Source organism: Campylobacter novaezeelandiae, assembly GCF_018968685.1.
GTDB classification, from domain to species: Bacteria; Campylobacterota; Campylobacteria; order Campylobacterales; family Campylobacteraceae; genus Campylobacter_D; species Campylobacter_D novaezeelandiae.
On record NZ_CP076657.1, the window covers coordinates 1,358,133 to 1,373,476 of the forward strand.

Sequence of the window (15,344 nt, forward strand, 5' to 3'; positions counted from 1 at the left end):
TTAAATTTTAACCAAAACTTACTTAAACTATCAATCATTAATAATTTTGGTTATAATATTTTTATGGAATTTACACTAGAACAACTTTTAATAGCGATAATTTTAACTATACTTGCTGGATTTTCAACTGCAATTGGTTCAATAATTGCTTTTTTTAGTAAAAATGATAATTTAAGAATTCTTTCTTTTGGACTTGGATTTTCAGCTGGAGTAATGATTTATATTTCTTTTATGGAAATTTTACCTTCTGCTTTGATTGATTTTAAAAAATATTATAATTCAAGCTATGGAGAACTTCTAGCACTCTTATGTTTTTTTGGTGGTATTTTTCTATCAGCTATTATTGATAAATTTATCCCAGAAGATGTTAATCCACATGAACCAAAAGAAGATTTAAGCGAACTTAAAATTTGCCCTTTACCTAAAAAAAATGAAAAAACTCCACATTTTCATCCTGGAGAACCACTTAAAAAAATCAACACTAAAGCCTTAAAAAGAACGGGGATATTTACTGCTCTTGCTATAGCCATACATAATTTTCCTGAAGGATTTGCCACTTTTATTTCAAGTCTTGATAATCTTAGTTTTGGTATAGCTATAGCCGTTGCTGTTGCTATACACAATATTCCAGAAGGAATGGCAGTTTCTTTACCTATTTATCACGCTACAAATGATAAAAAAAAGGCTTTTATTTATTCGGCTCTTTCTGGAGTAGCTGAACCTATAGGAGCTATTGTTGGTGCATTTTTAATTTTACCTATTATGAATGAACTTACTTTAGCTATTACCTTTGCTGTAGTAGCTGGAATAATGATCTTTATCTCTTTTGATGAATTACTCCCCGCTGCTAAAACCTATGATAAAGCTCATGATAGTCTATATGGATTAGTTTTTGGTATGGCTGTAATGGCAATAAGTCTAATTTTGTTAAATCCTTAAAAATAAACTATTTAATTTTCAATCTTTTTTAAAAATATTTCTATAAAAAATTCTATATAGCTCTAAAACTTATTTAAATATATTACTTTTTGTAACATAAAATTCTATGGTATTTCTTTATATTTAATACTATTTATATCTTAATTTACTATTTTATACATAATTTTCCTAGAAAAGACACTTATATAGTATATAATCAATTATAACCCAAATTCAAATCAAAGGAGTGCAAATGAAAAAAATCATTTTTTTACTTTTGTTTTTAGGATTTCAGGCATCTTTAATGGGATATTATGATGATGCAGGTTATAAAAAATTTAAACATGGATGGGAAGCAATAAATTGGTGGCTAAAACTTTATGGCAATAATGTTTTGTCTCAAGAAGAGAAAAATATAGTTTATCAATATACTTATGGAGATTTTGTAACAATAAATAGCAAATTAAGAAATGGAGAAGGACTTTCTTCTTTAGATGAAAAACAAAAAGAAATGGTAAAAAAGCTTGATCAAGCTTTAGGAAAAACAATTATATTTGAAAATTTAATAGTTTATCGTTATGAAAATCTAAGTTTTATATTTAGACTTTTAGATAAAAGTTATTTTTCTCAAATTTATAAAGATGGAAAATTTACAGAAAGGGCTAAACATTATTTAGAATTTATTAATCATAAAAAATACAGAGACTATGGGTTTATGTCTACTACTACAATTAGAAATAGTGTATTTCAAACCCGACCTGTTGAACTTGTTATAAAAGTTCCAAAATACTCAGATGCACTTTTTGTTTCTTTAAAGGGACTTGCTGCATTTGAAAGTCAATATGAATTACTTTTTCCAAGAAATAGGGTTTTAAGTATAGAATCTTATGAAATATCCAAAGATCATAAAAAATTAACAATTTATGTCAAAATGACAGGTCCTTGTTATATCAATCAACCTTGTGAAGTTGAAAAAGTAGACAATTTAAAACAACCAAAAGAGTTCTAACGATTTTAAAGCCATTGCAAATTGTAATGGCTTTAAATAAATTAAGCCAAAACCAAAACTCTTAGATTATTATATAATCATTACTTACTTTAAAATAAAACTGCAACTATTTAAACATCTAAATAAAAACTATTCAAGATAATAACATCATAAAACATATCACATCTTAAATGCCAATAAACTAAATATTATATATAATAATCTTGAATAAAATATTTAAGGATTAAAACATGGATATAGTAGAAAGATTTATAAATTATACAAAGATTAATACTACAACCAATAAAGACAATGGCGCAGCAGGAATTATACCTTCAAATCCAAAAGAAATGGAATTAGCCATATTATTAGAACAAGAATTAAAAGAGTTGGGTTTAAATGAGATTAAAAGACGTGAAAATTCTATTACAACTGCAATTTTACCAGCAAATACTTCTAATGCTCCAAGTATAGCATTTTTTGCACATTTAGATACTAGTATGGAACAAACAAATGATACAAAAGCCAAAATTACACCTTATAAAGGTGGGGATATTTGCTTAAATAAAGACTTAAATATTTACCTTAAAGAAAGTGAATTTAAAGAACTAAAAAATTATATAGGAGATGAGATTATCCATACAGACGGCACAAGCTTATTAGGTGCTGATGATAAAGCAGCTATTGCAGCTATTATGGATATGTTAGAATTTTTTGTTAAAAATCCAGATATTAAACACGGCGATATAATAGTAGGATTTTTACCTGATGAAGAACAAGGCTTAAAAGGAGCTAAAGCTTTTGATATTAAAGAAATTAAGGCTGATTTTGGGTATTGTCTAGATTGTTGTGGCATAGGAGAATTTATGTATGAAAATTGGAACGCAGGAGATGTAGAAGTAATCTTTCAAGGTGTTTCAGCACACCCTATGAGTGCAAAAAATAAGCTTGTAAATTCTTTAATTTTAGCTCATCAATTCATTTCTATGCTCCCACGTGGTGAAGCACCTGAATATACAGAGAATAAAGAAGGATATTTTTGGGTAAAAGAATTAAAAGGAAATAGTGCAAAAACTATTTTAAAGATGGATGTGAGAGAATTTGATGATGAAAAATATAAACAAAGAATGCAGTTTTTAAAAGATTTAAGCGATGCTTGCAAGAAGCTTTGGGGAGATGAAAAAATTAATATAAAATTAAATGATAGATATAAAAATGTGTTTAATTCTCTAAAAAGTGAAGATGCCTTACCCATAAAACTAGCCTTAAAAGCTTATGAAAATTTAAATATCAAAGCAAAGATTATACCAATGCGTGGTGGATATGATGGAGCTGTGCTATCACAAAAAGGCTTACCTTGCCCTAATATCTTTACAGGAGCACATAATTTTCACTCCATTTACGAATATCTACCGGTAAAATCTTTAAAAGCAGCAAGTAAGGTTTTACAAGAAATCATCATTTTAGCAAGTAAAAATTCTTAAATTTATTATGCTTTAAATTAAAGCATAATAAACGCTATTACAAAAAGAGAAACAATTGATCCTAAAGCAGTTCTTTTGACAATTTCTATAGTATTGGTTCCTGCTATAGCAGCTACTATAATATTTGCTGCTAAAATTGGAGACATTACACGCCCTAATACTCCTGCTATAGTAACCGCGGTTCCTAATTCTACTTGATCAAAGCCCAAAGCTGCTGCATGTATAGTGATTGACTCGTTAAAAGCTATGGTAGGGGCATCACCAGATCCTGTAACTATAGCCATTAAAAAAGGTATAAAGGTTCCACCAATACTAACATAATGTTGTTCATTTTTTAAAAACTCAATTACCGCATCAATAGCTCCACATGCTTTAAGTCCAGCTACAAAAACACTTGCCGCTATGATAATACCTACAACATTAGCATAAGAACTTCCCATACCGCTAAAAAATTCTTTACAAATTTCACTTGGTTTACTCATTGTAACAATGATTGCCAAAATTGCACCCAAAAGCATAGCTTCAGCAACACCTATCTTAGTTGTCCACTCTAAAAAAGGGCTCAAAAACTGATACTTTGGCAAATCACTGGCTCCAATTACCAAAATAATAATGGGCACCAAAGGCATTAAAGCATATAAAACATTTACTTTTTGTATCATTGTTTCATTATTATCTTGAGTCTTAGCCTTATAAACAATACCTTTTGTATAATCTTTAAAAATCAAAGCCATAATCATTAAAGAGATACAAACTATAATACCAGCAACTATAGCATTATTAAGCTGAACACCTATTACTTGAGGAACAGAAAAACCACTCATATTTGCCACTATGCTATTATGAGAAGTCCCAGGACTCAAAACTCCACCTAAAGTTCCACTTACAACAGCAGTTGCTGCCATAGCAGGTTTAATACCTGATGCCATTAAAAGAGGAATTAATGTTGCACCAACAGCTGCAGCACATCCTGCTGCCGAAGGAATTGCGATAGAAATAAAAAATGTAATAATAAAAGCTATAGGAATCAAGAAAAAACCTAAATTTTTTAAAGGTGCAGTAAGCAATCTTACCAAATGAACATCACACTTAGTAAATTTCATCACAAAAGCAAAACCCATACTTGCACAAATAGCTTTAAGCAAAGAAGCTTTCGTCATAGCTGTTGTAAAAGCATTTAAAGCATCAATGGGCTTTAATGAAATCAAACAAAGGATAAAACCAACACCAATTAAAACAGTTTTTGTTTCTGCTTTTCTTATAAGTAAAATAATAGCTATTAATGTTCCTACAATTGAAGCAAAAAGATAAAATGTTTGCATTTTAACCCTTAAAATTATATTCTTGATTGAGTTCTAAAATTTCGCTTTTCATAGGATAACTTAATTTAAGTACAGAATTATGACCTATAATTTTTATTTTATTTTCTTGTATCCTTAAGGCAGAGCCTTCAGGAATGGCATAAATTTGATCTTTAGGATTTGCGATTAAAAATTCTTCTAATCTTTCTTCTCTACTTTCTCCATTATGACCTTGAATTTTACCACTTATAAAATGGGGATTTATTTGATAAGGAAAAACATTTAAAGCATCAAAACTTTTTGGCATAATAATTGGCATATCATTGGTTGTTTTAATACTTTTTCCAGCTATATTAGATCCTGCACTCCATCCTATATAACAAGCACCTTCTTGAATACGTTTTTTTAAAATTTCAAGCAAATCATATTCATAAAGTTTAGATAAAAGCATAAAAGTATTTCCACCACCCACTAAAAAAACCTTAGCTTTTGAAATTGCTTCTTTTAAATTTTTAAAATGATGTATAGAAATAATATTATCTTTATTTAAACTTTCTTTTACTTTTATTTCGTATTCTTCATTAGTCCTTCTTACGCCTGCATAAGGAATAAAAAGTATAGACTCATCCTTAACATCACATTCTTGCAAAAAATCTTCTATAAAAGATTTTGCATGTGTTAAATAGCCAGTATCTTTATAACTAGAACTGCTTAAAAGCAAAAGATTTAACATAAAAAAACCCTTTAAAAATTTTTTTAAAAAAGCAATTATAGCAAAAATGGCTTATCAAATTAAGAATTAATCTATATAAATAATTTTGAAGTTTAATACAGACTTATTCTCTCCATCCGTATTTTTTAAAGATTTCTTTTGCTTCTTTAGAACTTAAAAAGTTAATAAAATCTTTTACTTCCTGATTTGAATTTTCTCTTGCGACAACATTAAAAGTTCTGTATATAACTAAATCTTTTTCTATTTGTACTGCAGTTCCTATATCTGGATTACTTTTTGACCAATCAAGCCAAGTTATCCAAGCATCTGCTTTATTTTCTGCAAAAAGTTTTTTAGCACTTCCGCTATTTGGCACAAAAGCTACAATATTTTTTCTAAAATCTTGTATCATTTTAATATTTTTAGTTCTTCCTATCATATCCTCCCAAACACCTGTTCCTGAAGTATTACTTTTTCCTGCTCCTTCTGGAACAACAATTCTTACTTCTTTCTTAGCTAAATCTTTTAAACCTTTAATATTTAAAGGATTTCCTTTTTGAGTCAGAATGATAGCTTCTCTAAAATACAATGGCTTGATATTTTTTATATTAAATTCTTCACCAAAATCACTTGCTATAGCTAAAGCTGATTGATCTGAAGCTCCAAATAAAATATCAGCATCATTTTTTGCTTTCTCAAACCAAGTTGCTTGAGGACCGAAATTAACATTTACTTTAACACCCGTTTTTTCTGTATATTTAGTTCCAACATCTTTTAAAGCTGTATGAGGACCCCCTGGACCGTAAAGGTTAATATCAGCATTAGCTACGCTTAAAGCTAAAGCAATAGCACCAAATAAACTAATAATTTTTTTCATTTATTTCCTTTATATTTTTTATGGATTTTAATTGTAATAATAAATTAATAACGAAAAGTAATTTAGTTATAAAAAAGAGAGTTTTTATAAACTTAATGTTAAAATCAGTCTGAAAAATTTTTAAGGATAAATTATTTTAATGAAAAGAATTTTAATAACCAATGATGATGGTTACGAAAGCGAAGGTTTAAAAAAACTTATAAAAATGCTTAAAAAAGAATTTAAAGCCAAAATTACCATAGTCGCACCTTCTTGCGAAAAATCTGCTTGTGCTCACTCCATTACCCTTACAAAACCTCTTCGCTTTGTTAAGATTAAAAAAAGATTTTATAAGCTTGATGATGGCACTCCTGCTGATTGTATTTATTTAGCACTTCATACTTTATATAAAAAAAGATTGCCTGATCTTGTAATTAGCGGGATAAATAAAGGGGCTAATGTAGGAGAAGATATTACTTATTCTGGAACTTGTGCAGGAGCTATGGAAGCAGTCTTACAAGGAATTCCAGCTATAGCACTTTCGCAGTTTTATAAAAAAAATGAAAAACTTGATTATAAAAATGCTTTAAAAATAACTAAAAAACTCATAAAAACCATTTTTGATAAAGGTTTTCCATTAGATAAAAAAGAATTTTTAAATGTAAATTTTCCTTCTTCAAAAACTGAATTTAAAGGTATAAAAATTTGTAAAGCAGGAAAAAGAGTTTACACTTACAAAGCTCATTCTAATACAAATCCTAGGGGAATAAAATATTTTTGGCTTGCAAGTGCTAATTTAAAACATGAAAAAGAAAAAAATAGCGATATAGTTCTTTTAAAACAAGGCTATGCAACCATTACTCCAATAATGCTTGATCTTACAGCATATAAAAAATTGAAAAATACTAAAAAATGGCTTAAAGGAAAAAAATGAATGATAGATTTACACGTATAAAATGGCTTTTAAAAGAAGAAAAGTTTAATCAACTTTCTAAAATAAAAGTTTTAGTTTGTGGACTTGGTGGAGTAGGAGGCATATGTGTTGATGCTCTTTTTCGCACTGGTTTTAGCGATCTTACTTTAATTGATGCTGATAAATTTGAAATCACCAATCAAAATCGCCAACTTCATAGCGAATTTATAGATGAATACAAAGCAAAAGTTTTTGAAAGAATTTATAATGCTAAAGGCATAGTTACAAAAATTGATCATACTTTTTTGAAAAATTTTGATTTAAGTAAATTTGATCTTATTATTGATGCTATTGATGATATACCTGCTAAAGTTGCTTTGGCTAATGCTATAAATTTTAAAAATCAAATATTTATTTCTTCTACAGGAGGAGCTAGAAAACTTGATCCAACACGCATTAAAACAGCAAGCATTTTTAAAACACACGGAGACGCACTGGCTAAAAAATTCCGTTATGAGCTTAGAAAGTCTGGTTTTAAAGGAAATTTTGAAGTAGTTTTTTCAGATGAAAATCCTAATTGCAAAGATCTTGGTTCTTTTATGGGGGTGACCGCTTCATTTGGTTTGGCATTAGCAAGCTTAGCTTTAAGAAAAGTACTTGATAAAAAAAGCTGATATTAAAGATTTAAATTCTTGCATAATGCTTTTTAAGCAAAGTGTTAAAATACTTTGTATAAAAGACTATACACAAGAGCAAATTAACGCATGGCTTAAAATTGATAAAGAAAAATGGGAAGAAAAATTTAAAAACAATGAAATTTTTGTTTGCAAAAAAGAAGATAAAATTGTAAGTTTTATAGGTATAATGAGTGATTATAAGATGCTTGATTTGCTCTTTACTCATCCTAATTTTACTAGACAAGGTTTGGCGCGAAATTTACTTAATTTTGCTTTAAAAAATTATATACATAAAGAAATTTATACTTTTGCATCTTTAAGTGCTAAAGATTTTTTCTTAAAAAATGGCTTTAAAATTGTAAGAGAAAACGAAGTCAAAAGAAATGATCAAATTTTAAAAAATTTTTTAATGAAAAAGGAAATTTAATGTCAAAAATATGGCTTACACTTTTATTTTTTGTTTTTTTAAAAGCAGAAGATTTACCTGATTTTTTTAAAGAACAAAACACAAGCGGGGTTTTTATAATTTATGATGGCAAAAATTTTTTTAGCAATGATTTTAAAAGAGCCAATGAAGCTTTCTCCCCTGCTTCAACTTTTAAAATTTTTAATGCCTTAATTGCTCTAAATTTAGGGATTGTTAAAGACACAAAAGAAATTTTTTATCATTATAAAGGTGAAAAAGTTTTTTTAAAATCTTGGGCAAACGATGCGAATTTAAGTTCTGCCATGAAACGCTCTCAAGTGATAGCTTTTAAAGAGCTTGCTAGAAAAATAGGCATTAAAAGAATGCAAGAAAATCTAAATATATTAAATTATGGCAATAAAAAAATCTCTAAAATTGATAGCTTTTGGCTAGATAATTCTTTAAAAATTAGTGCAAAAGAACAAGCTATCTTACTTTTTGAACTAGCTAATTTAAAACTTGCTTATCCTAAAACAATACAAAAAGAATTGATAAATATTATAAAACTAAAAGAAGATAATAACTTTTCCCTTTATGGAAAAACAGGTTTTAATAATAAACAAAATATAGCTTGGATAGTAGGTTTTATAAAAACAAAAAAACAAATTTACTCTTTTGCCTTAAATGTTGATATAAAAGATTTTAAAGATCTTAAAATAAGAGAAGAATTGCTAGAAAAATATCTAGCAATCATATCAAACTAAAATAACCCTGCAATTTGATTTGCAATTTTATCTTCTAAAATTGGTGTAGCTTCAGGAAGTTTAAGTCCTGTTTTTACAGCTTCTGCAAAAATAATAGTATTTTTTTCTATATATTTAGCTTCATAGGTTTGTTGCGTGTTGTTGATTTGATTTGAATTTAAATGTCCTACTTTATCGCTTTGAACATTTCCACCAAAACTGTTTAAAAAGCCTGAGCTTTGAGAATCTTTTACATTGGCTTGTCCGCTAATATTACCGTTAGAAGTTAAAACTTTTCCTTCTGCTTTTTGCTTGATATTAATATCAACTTGCATTTGCCAAATTGTATCTTCAGTAAGCTTTCCTAAAAGTCCTCCTACTAAAGCACCTGTAGCACCTGCAGCAACCATACCTCCTGCACCGCTACCATTATAGCCACTAACTGCTACACCTGTAGCACCTCCTGCAACAGCACCGCCTACAGCATTATTCTCTTGTTTTTTATCGCAATATAAAACATTAGTGCTTAAAATATAATTTGCCTTATCAGGATCATCTATAACTTTATATCCTTTAGCTTCTAAAGCACTTCTTAATTTAGGTTCTAAATTTACCTCATGTCCGCTTGTATTTTTAATATTTAAAAATACAACTCTTTTTTCCTTAGCCACAGGATCAAGAAAAATACTTTGACTCATTGTTGCATTAGTTTGCAAAGTAGTTGTTAAACAACCTGTTAATAAGCTTGCTGCTAAAACACCACCTAATCCTGCCCTTAAAATAAATTTATTTATTTTCATTACTTTCCTTAAGGTATTATTTTGCTTTTGTGTTATTCTTAGTATAACTCATAAAACTTTCAAATTAATTATTTTATAAAAGATTTGAGTTTTTATATGATTTTATGCAGATTTTCTTCTAAAATTTTACTTTAAAAAATAAATAGTCCTAAAAGCCTTTTTTAATTTAAATGAAATAATCTATGTTAATTAGTTTTTTTTATTTTTTAAAATAAGAATGATATTTAAAAAAATAAAATTTTAATTTATATCAAAGATACAAATCATTGCAAAAAACAGAAACTATGAAATATGAAAAATAAATTATTCTTATCAGCTTTCTAAAGAATTTTTTGATAAAACCTTAAATTTTTCCAACTATAATAGGATTAAAAGCTTTTATAGAAAGTATCAATGTATCACCTATTTTAATATCTTTATAATCTTTTAAAAATTCTTCCTCACTTAGAGTTATTTTTATAAGATCTTTATTAAGCAAAAGTGTTAAAATAACCAAAATATCACTTTTTTTAATATCAAGTAAAATGGCACTTAAACGCAATTTTGCACTGATATTTGAATGGGTAAAAAAATCTTTTGCACTTATATTTTTTACTATTTTACCCTCTTTGAGTTCTAAAATTTGATCACTTAACTTATAAATTTCAGCTAAGTTATGACTTACCAATAAAGTAGTGATTTTAAAATGATTTAAAATTTTACAAAGTTCATCTTGCAAAAAAGCTCTCATTTTAAAATCCAATGCACTCAAAGGCTCATCTAAAAGTAAAATTTTAGGATTCATTGCCAAAGCCCTTGCTAAAGCCACTCTTTGAGCTTGTCCTCCTGAAAGTTCCTTAGGATAAAATTTTTCAAAATCTTTTAAATTCATAAGCTCTAAGAGCTCATTAACTCTTGCTTTATCTTTAGTAGCAAAACAAAGATTTTCTTTTACATTCATATTAGGAAATAAAGCATAATCTTGAAACATAAAACCAATTTTTCTTTTTTGTATAGCTAGATTAATACTTCTGGCACTATCAAAATAAATTTCATCATCTACTTTCAAATAACCAAAATCTGGCTTTATAAGTCCTGATATAATCTTTAATAAAGTTGTCTTTCCAGCTCCACTTTCTCCAAAAATAGCACTCACTCTTCCTTTTTTAATATCAGCTTTAAATTCTAAACAAATATCTTTTTTAGAAGTTTTGATTGTATGTTTGATATCAATTTTTATCATGAATTAACCTGTGATATAAATTTCTTATTGATAAAATAAAGGCTTAAAAGCACTAAAAAAGAAAAGATAAATAAAGTAAAAGCGTATTGATGAGCTAAAGAATAATTTAATGTTTCAAGTTCATCATAAATAGCAATGCTTGCAACTAAAGTTTCTCCTTTTTTATGCCCCCCTATCATCATAACAACACCAAATTCTCCTATAGTATGAGCAAAAGACATAATAAAACCTGTAAAAATTCCTAGTTTTGAATTGGGCAAAATTACTTTAAAAAAAGTAATAAATTTATTTTTTCCCAAAGTATAAGAAGCAAGGATTAAATTAGGATTTATCGAAGAAAAGGAACTTTGCAAAGGATTAACCATAAAAGGCAAAGAAAAAATCACAGAAGCTAAAACAAGCCCTTCAAAACTAAAAACCAAAGAAATATTAAAATACTCTTTTAAAAAATTCCCCAAAAAACTATTAGGAGAAAAAGTAATCAAAAGATAAAAACCTAAAACACTAGGTGGCAAAATTAAGGGCATTGAAACTAAAACTTGGAAAATACTTTTAAATTTAAAATTTACAAAAACAAAAAGATAGGCTAAAGCTATACCTATAAAAAATAAAATAAAACTTGTAATAAAGGCTAATTTAAAAGTAAGCCATAAAGTTTGTAAAAAATCATTATCAAGCATTTAAGTTCTCAAAATTATATCATTTGCTTTTACAAAACAAAGCTTTTCTTCATCTTCGTTTAAATTCAATTCTTTTGCCTTTTTAGCACTGATAATAGAACCGATCAAAAAGCCTTTAAAATCAAAAAATATATGCCAAAGAATTTCTCCTTTTTTAATTTTTATAAGTTTTGCCTTAAAGGTATTTTCTATGCTGATTTTAGTATTTAACTCCCCAAAACAAAGTTCATGTTCTTTAAAAAGTAATTCTACATAAGAATTAGGTCTTAGATGATCTAAAGAATTAAAATCAAGCATCAAAACACTAAAAATTTCATTCTTAACATTAATTCTTATCATTACAATATCATCTTGATGAAAAATATCAAGCACCTTTCCTTTTAAAATATTCATAAAGTATTAAAACCATATTTTTTAATAATCATTTTCCCTTCATTGCTTAGCACAAAATCACTAAATTTAAAGGCAAGTTCTTTATTTTTTGCATATTTTGTGATTACAAATGATTGTTTTAAAGGGGTATAAAGTTTATTGTCAATAAAAGCAACTTTTCCTTTTGGATCTTTAAAAACCAAAGAATAAGCTACTAAAGCAATATCAGCTACACCACTATCAACATGCATTATAGGTTGAGAAATATTATCACCCAATATAATTTTATCCTTAAAAACATCATAAAGATTAAGATTTTTAAGAATTTCAATTGAAGCTACACCATAAGGAGCCAATTTGGGATTGGCTATACTTAAATGCTTAATTTTTTCTTTATTTAAATTTTGAATTCCATCTTTTAATAAATTTTCATTTAAAAAATAAAATACAACAACCCCTAATGCATAAATTTTTGGTGGAGTTAAAGCATTATTATCTTTTTGTATTTCTAATGCATATTTTTCATCAGCTGAAAAAAACAAATCAAACTCTCTACCTTGTTTTAAAAGTTGATAATATTTACCCGAAGCTCCAAACACAAGTTCAATCTCATTATTTGGATATTTTTTTAAAAACTCTTCTTTAATTTCACTCATTGCCTTAGAGGCGCTTGATGCTACAAATATGCTAATTTTTTCCGCATTTAAATTTAAAGTATAAAAGAAAATAATTAAAAAAATAATTCTTATCATTAATTTCCTTTAACAAATTTTATAAAAAGATTTTAACATAAAAATTTTTATTTTATATCTTTTTTGCATAAAATAAAAATTGGGTGATAGGTTAAGCGATTATGAAATTTTTGCTCAAATTCTTTTAAAAATTTTTTTCCTAAAAAATGATAGCCCAAAGAATTTACCCCGCTAAGTTTTAAGTGTTTAAAAACTTCTAAAGGAGTTTTAAATTCTAAAGTTTTAAATTCTTCTTTAATTTTAACATTTATAAAATACTTCTTAAAAATTTGTTCTAACTCCAATACGCCATAGTATTTTAAAGAAAATCCTGTGCTTTGTGAAATTTGTTCTAAATTCTTTTTTCCAAAAGTTGAAAGCAATAAAATGCCTTTTTCATCAAGCATTTTATCAAGAGTTGGCAAAATAAGTTTTAAATCAAGCCATTGCAAAGTCGCATTAGAAATAATAAGATCAAATTTTTGCTCGCTTAAAGAATGAGAAGCAATTTGATTCATATCAAAAATTTCTACCTCAAAATCAACCCCATAATCTAAAATATCATTTTTAATATATTTATCAAAAGAGATAATTTTTTCAAGTTTTTGACTAAGTTCTGCTCTAGCACAACCAAATTCAAATACTTTACGAAAATGTTTTCTTTTTAAATTTAAAAGCTCCAAACAAAGCTCATTGGCCATAAACTCTTGCACTTTGGCTTCTTTTTTGTAGGTATTTTTAGCTTTTAAAAAATTCAAAATTCATCCCAAGTTTTAAAATGAAAGAAAGCAAAATGAGGCTCATTTAAAAAAAATAATTCTTGAAAACTATTTTTTAAAGCATTTTGTGGAAAAATATCATCTTCTATGCTTGAATAAATTTTATCCCAAATAAAAATTTCTTCTTTATGTTTTAAAGCGAATTCTAAAAGTTTTTTAAGCTCTTCTTTTAAAGAATTTTCTTCTTTAAAAATAAAATTTTTAGCTAAATTTATTTTTTCCTTAAACAAAGATTTTTTAAAATTTTCTAAATTAAATTTTTTAATATTTTTATTAAAAATAACAGGATGAATTCCTTTTGTTTCATCTATGCCCAAATTAGTGCCATTAATAGCAATTTTTTTATCAAACTCATAATTTTTCAATAATTTTGAAGCAACGCAAACCCCCATAGAAAAAGCTATAAGAGTAATTTTACAAAAAGTATTTAGATCAAATTTAAAACTTAAATCCTCATAATCATAACACATTAAAACATTTTTATTTGATTTTAAATGCTCAAAATGACTAGGATGAGAAGCAAATCCACCAAAAAATAAAATTAGCTCATTTGAATGCGAATTTTGCTTTAAAAACTCATATTTCATAAGATATTTACAATCCTTTCAATATCATCAAACTCCAATCCCGCATGTAAAGAAAAACGAATTCTAGCGGTATTTTTTGGAACAGTAGGTTCTTTAATGGCAGGAGCAAAAAAACCTTGATTTTCTAAAGTTTGACTAAATTCTAAAGCTTTAAGATTATCATTTAAAATTAAAGAAACAATATACGCATCTCCTAAAATTTCATATTTTTTTTGCATAAGTTTCTCTTTAAAAAAATGGGCCAAATTTTGCAATTTCTGCCTTTTGTCTTCAAACTCTTTCATTTTTTGAAAAATAAAAAGGGTAAAAGCTACATTAATAGGTGGTAAAGCCGTAGAATAAATAAAAGCCCTAGCTTTATTGATAAAAAAATCTTTAAATTCTTTATGGGTTATAATACATGCCCCCACTGAAGCTACAGCCTTGCCAAAAGTAAAAACTAAAAAATCTATCTCTTTATAAAGCCCTAAATATTTTATAAGCCCCAAGCCATCATCATTAAAACAACCTATACTATGGGCTTCATCTATATAAAGCTTAATTTTTTTATAACGTTTTTTTAAAGCGCATAGAGCTTTAAAATCACTAAAATCTCCATCCATACTAAATAAAGCTTCGCTTAAAATAATAATATTGTCATATTTATCATAATGAATTTGTATTAAATTTTCTAAAGCTTTCACATCTTTATGTTTAAATCTAAAAAAATGTGCCTTTCCAAGCAAAAGACCATCTATCATACTTGCATGAATAAATTTATCTGCTAAAAAAAGTGTCTTAGGTATACTTGCAAGAGCAGTTATACAAGATAAATTCAAATGATATCCACTATTAAAATGTAAAACTTCAAATCCTTGAAATTGAATTTTTAAATACTCCTCAAATTCATCATAAATTTCAAAATTTCCACTTAAACTTCTTGAGCTTGAACTCGAAAAATACTTATATTCTTCTTTTAAATTATTTAAAAATTCTTCTTTTAAATTTTTATCATAAGATAAAGCCAAATAATCATTTGAAGCTAAATTCAAAAGTTTTTTACCCTCTTTATAAACAAAACAATTCTCATGTCTTAAATGAGGTAAAGCCCTAAAATTATGATTTTGTTTAAGAGTGGCAAAGATATCATCAAGCATTTTATTCCTCAAAATTTAAAATTAAATTATACCTTATTT

The 15,344-nt window shown here is 27.0% G+C and carries 18 protein-coding genes; 7 read left to right on the top strand and 11 right to left on the bottom strand.

Features of this window, described 5'->3' with window-relative positions; genetic code table 11:
* The first annotated feature begins 63 nt into the window (after window positions 1-63).
* The 3 genes from zupT to pepT all read left to right on the top strand — a co-directional run bounded on the left by zupT (window position 64) and on the right by pepT (window position 3,390).
* Window positions 64-939 (top strand): zinc transporter ZupT, encoded by an 876-nt coding sequence (gene zupT, locus CNZW441b_RS06895; RefSeq protein ID WP_131163149.1) that lies wholly within the window; start codon window positions 64-66, stop codon window positions 937-939.
* A gap of 232 nt (window positions 940-1,171) precedes the next feature.
* Window positions 1,172-1,927: an ADP-ribosyltransferase gene (locus tag CNZW441b_RS06900; protein WP_131163148.1), complete on the top strand. Its 756-nt coding sequence runs from the start codon at window positions 1,172-1,174 to the stop codon at window positions 1,925-1,927.
* Window positions 1,928-2,157: 230 nt separating this feature from the next.
* Window positions 2,158-3,390: a peptidase T gene (gene pepT, locus CNZW441b_RS06905; RefSeq protein ID WP_131163147.1), complete on the top strand. Its 1,233-nt coding sequence runs from the start codon at window positions 2,158-2,160 to the stop codon at window positions 3,388-3,390.
* Between the two features lie 17 nt (window positions 3,391-3,407).
* Here pepT and dcuC read toward each other — a convergent pair whose 3' ends face one another.
* From dcuC to CNZW441b_RS06920, 3 genes are all read right to left on the bottom strand, one after another.
* Window positions 3,408-4,712 carry a C4-dicarboxylate transporter DcuC gene (gene dcuC / locus CNZW441b_RS06910; protein WP_131163146.1) on the bottom strand — a complete coding sequence of 435 codons (1,305 nt, stop codon included), beginning with the start codon at window positions 4,710-4,712 and terminating at the stop codon, window positions 3,408-3,410.
* Window position 4,713: 1 nt separating this feature from the next.
* A complete protein-coding gene (gene pepE / locus CNZW441b_RS06915) occupies window positions 4,714-5,424 on the bottom strand; it encodes a dipeptidase PepE (RefSeq protein WP_131163145.1) in 711 nt (236 codons plus the stop codon).
* Window positions 5,425-5,527: 103 nt separating this feature from the next.
* The gene (locus CNZW441b_RS06920) at window positions 5,528-6,280 is read right to left on the bottom strand and encodes an extracellular solute-binding protein (protein ID WP_131165697.1); all 753 of its coding nucleotides are present in this window, start codon (window positions 6,278-6,280) and stop codon (window positions 5,528-5,530) included.
* 139 nt (window positions 6,281-6,419) lie between these two features.
* Between CNZW441b_RS06920 and surE the strand changes: the two genes are divergently transcribed.
* From surE to blaOXA, 4 genes are read left to right on the top strand one after another with little or no spacing between them, the layout of a single operon-like run.
* On the top strand, window positions 6,420-7,193 hold the full coding sequence (surE, locus tag CNZW441b_RS06925; RefSeq protein ID WP_131165698.1) for a 5'/3'-nucleotidase SurE: 774 nt from the start codon (window positions 6,420-6,422) through the stop codon (window positions 7,191-7,193).
* Complete coding sequence (locus CNZW441b_RS06930; RefSeq protein WP_131163142.1) at window positions 7,190-7,846, top strand: ThiF family adenylyltransferase; 657 nt, start codon at window positions 7,190-7,192, stop codon at window positions 7,844-7,846. Before surE ends, CNZW441b_RS06930 begins: the two co-directional genes overlap by 4 nt.
* Window positions 7,830-8,276, top strand: a complete 447-nt coding sequence (locus CNZW441b_RS06935; RefSeq protein WP_131163141.1) for a GNAT family N-acetyltransferase — start codon at window positions 7,830-7,832, stop codon at window positions 8,274-8,276. Before CNZW441b_RS06930 ends, CNZW441b_RS06935 begins: the two co-directional genes overlap by 17 nt.
* Complete coding sequence (gene blaOXA / locus CNZW441b_RS06940; RefSeq protein WP_216681354.1) at window positions 8,276-9,019, top strand: class D beta-lactamase; 744 nt, start codon at window positions 8,276-8,278, stop codon at window positions 9,017-9,019. Before CNZW441b_RS06935 ends, blaOXA begins: the two co-directional genes overlap by 1 nt.
* Here the strand turns inward: blaOXA and CNZW441b_RS06945 are convergent.
* The 8 genes from CNZW441b_RS06945 to CNZW441b_RS06980 form a co-directional block, all read right to left on the bottom strand.
* On the bottom strand, window positions 9,016-9,798 hold the full coding sequence (locus tag CNZW441b_RS06945; RefSeq protein ID WP_131165700.1) for a complement resistance protein TraT: 783 nt from the start codon (window positions 9,796-9,798) through the stop codon (window positions 9,016-9,018). The genes blaOXA and CNZW441b_RS06945 overlap by 4 nt on opposite strands.
* Window positions 9,799-10,141: 343 nt before the next feature.
* Window positions 10,142-11,020: a sulfate/molybdate ABC transporter ATP-binding protein gene (locus tag CNZW441b_RS06950; protein ID WP_131163139.1), complete on the bottom strand. Its 879-nt coding sequence runs from the start codon at window positions 11,018-11,020 to the stop codon at window positions 10,142-10,144.
* The gene (modB, locus tag CNZW441b_RS06955; RefSeq protein ID WP_131163138.1) at window positions 11,017-11,700 is read right to left on the bottom strand and encodes a molybdate ABC transporter permease subunit; all 684 of its coding nucleotides are present in this window, start codon (window positions 11,698-11,700) and stop codon (window positions 11,017-11,019) included. Before modB ends, CNZW441b_RS06950 begins: the two co-directional genes overlap by 4 nt.
* Window positions 11,701-12,093, bottom strand: a complete 393-nt coding sequence (locus CNZW441b_RS06960) for a TOBE domain-containing protein (protein ID WP_131163137.1) — start codon at window positions 12,091-12,093, stop codon at window positions 11,701-11,703.
* Entirely contained in the window at window positions 12,090-12,824 is a 735-nt protein-coding gene (modA, locus tag CNZW441b_RS06965; RefSeq protein WP_131164086.1) for a molybdate ABC transporter substrate-binding protein, read from the bottom strand. Before modA ends, CNZW441b_RS06960 begins: the two co-directional genes overlap by 4 nt.
* Window positions 12,825-12,871: 47 nt before the next feature.
* Window positions 12,872-13,561, bottom strand: a complete 690-nt coding sequence (locus CNZW441b_RS06970; protein ID WP_131163129.1) for a methyltransferase domain-containing protein — start codon at window positions 13,559-13,561, stop codon at window positions 12,872-12,874.
* Window positions 13,558-14,169: a pimeloyl-ACP methyl esterase BioG family protein gene (locus tag CNZW441b_RS06975; protein WP_131163128.1), complete on the bottom strand. Its 612-nt coding sequence runs from the start codon at window positions 14,167-14,169 to the stop codon at window positions 13,558-13,560. The genes CNZW441b_RS06970 and CNZW441b_RS06975 overlap by 4 nt, the downstream gene beginning before the upstream one ends.
* Window positions 14,166-15,305, bottom strand: a complete 1,140-nt coding sequence (locus CNZW441b_RS06980) for an aminotransferase class I/II-fold pyridoxal phosphate-dependent enzyme (protein WP_131163127.1) — start codon at window positions 15,303-15,305, stop codon at window positions 14,166-14,168. The genes CNZW441b_RS06975 and CNZW441b_RS06980 overlap by 4 nt, the downstream gene beginning before the upstream one ends.
* Between the last annotated feature and the right edge of the window lie 39 nt (window positions 15,306-15,344).